Source organism: Aquimarina agarivorans (assembly GCF_000218485.1).
Taxonomy (GTDB): domain Bacteria; phylum Bacteroidota; class Bacteroidia; order Flavobacteriales; family Flavobacteriaceae; genus Aquimarina; species Aquimarina agarivorans.
The window spans coordinates 1-2,029 of record NZ_AFPB01000113.1 but is presented as its reverse complement, the minus strand read 5'-3'; the positions used below and the strand labels follow the sequence as shown (position 1 = coordinate 2,029).

Annotated in this window: 1 protein-coding gene; it reads left to right on the top strand. The window is 30.2% G+C overall.

Features of this window, described 5'->3' with window-relative positions; genetic code table 11:
* Positions 1–207: 207 nt before the first annotated feature.
* Positions 208–2,016, top strand: coding sequence for an AIPR family protein (locus GMC_RS19240; RefSeq protein WP_010521252.1), 1,809 nt, complete (start codon positions 208–210; stop codon positions 2,014–2,016).
* Positions 2,017–2,029 lie beyond the last annotated feature (13 nt).

Genomic DNA, 2,029 nt, shown 5'->3' with positions numbered 1-2,029 from the left:
CACGGTATAAAAAACATAGGGCGTTTGTGCTAAATCGAAAGTTCTGTGAATATTTACAAAGTCCGCTAAATATAAAATTTGGCGTTTAAAATAGAAAAGATAAAAGCAAAATATTTATATTTAGCTAAGTAATAAACCGAAACGAAAGTGCTTATCACCTGCCCTACGATTTCTTATACTTAACGTTGTGTAGCATTAAAAAACAATATGAGTAAATACAATACTTTCATCAATATTTTAGATGTTTTAAGAAAAGAAGCTCCAGAGGGCTATAAGTTTTATCATCCTCTTGAATCTGATTTTAACAAATTAAATGATGCTAGATCTAGAGCATTTGTTCACCTTTTTTTAAAGGTGAAATTTGGTTTACTATCATTTGAGGAACGTGAAAAGTATGTTACAGACGGACCTAATGATGCTGGAATAGACGGATATTATATTGATGACGAAAATAAGATTATTTACTTTCTTCAAGCAAAATTCAGAACGAATTCAGAAAACTTTCAAAGTCGTGAAATAAAATATGAGGAATTAATAAATATGGATATTGACCGTGTTACAGAAGGACAAACGGAATATGAGCACGGAGTTAAATACAATAGCAAAATTCAAAAATTAATCCAAGAATTTCAGAATATACCAGATATGGGGCGGTATAAGTACGAGATTGTAATTATGGCTAACACCAAAGATGTATCTCAAAACAAATTGAAAAAGCTGGCAGATGGAAATAGAGTTTCTGAATTCAATTACAATAAGTGTTATAATGAACTAATCTTTCCTATTGTTTCAGGTACATTCTATAATTCTTCTGAACTTTCAATATTCCTAAACTTAGAAGATAAAAACTCGGAAGACATAAGTTATTCAGTAGAAACAGAATTTAAAGATTGTGAAATTTCTGTTCTTTTTGTACCAACCATTGAAATTGCTAAAACACTTCACAAGTATAAGAATTCAATTCTTAAATACAATCCAAGGAGTTATTTGGATATGGCAAAAGGGACTGTTAACGCTGAAATAGCAAATACTATTGTTTCAAAAAAAACTAATGAATTTGCTTTATTTAACAATGGTATTACTGCACTTTCTGACGAAACAAACCTTAACAAGAAAATTGGAAAAATTGGAGTTGGTCAATTAATACTAAAAAACCCACAGATTATTAATGGAGGTCAGACTGCCTATACTTTAAGTCTTTTATATCAGGATGTATTAGATGGGAAATTGGATAAAGATATTTTTGACAAAAAGGAAGTACTTCTAAAAGTAATTACATTTTCAGAGGAAAGCAATGAGTCTAATGGTAGTAAATTAGGCCTTATAGAAGCCATATCTAAAGCGACAAACCAACAAACTGCTGTTTCAGAAGCAGACAGAAGATCAAATGACAAAGTTCAATTAGAACTTCAAGAATTGATTTTTAAAGAGTTTGGATTATTCTATCAAAGAAAGGCAGGTGAATTTGGAGAAGGTCTAAGGCATAATTACATTAAAAGAAATCAAATTATCGATAGAGAGTTAATGTTACGACTGATTCTTGCCAATAATGGGCAACCTTCCCAAGCAAGATCGAGAGGTACTAAAACTCTTTTCAAAAAATCAAACTTTGACAACACTCTAAACAACTCTAGTAAAGGCAAAGAATATGTTTTTGCATATCAGGTTTACTCAGAACTTAATAATGTACAAGGAAAATTTAGAAAAGAAACTAACAACAAAGATGGAATAGTGAATTTTGGTCACGCATTAAGATACGGAAAATTTGCTGTTGTTAGTGTGATAATGAAAAAGTATGAAGAATATAAAAACGTTTCAATTGAAAAAATTGTTGAAACGTATCTATCAAGATGGATAAATTTTGAAGAATATATTATCGATCTTCCAACTAATAAAAAGTACTTCCGTGAAGTAACAGATCCTGAAACACAGATTAAAAGACAGATTCTTAATTATGACGGATATTACAAAGGAACTACCATAAATAAGCAAGCACTTGAATTTGAATTTGAATAAAAACGCTACACAA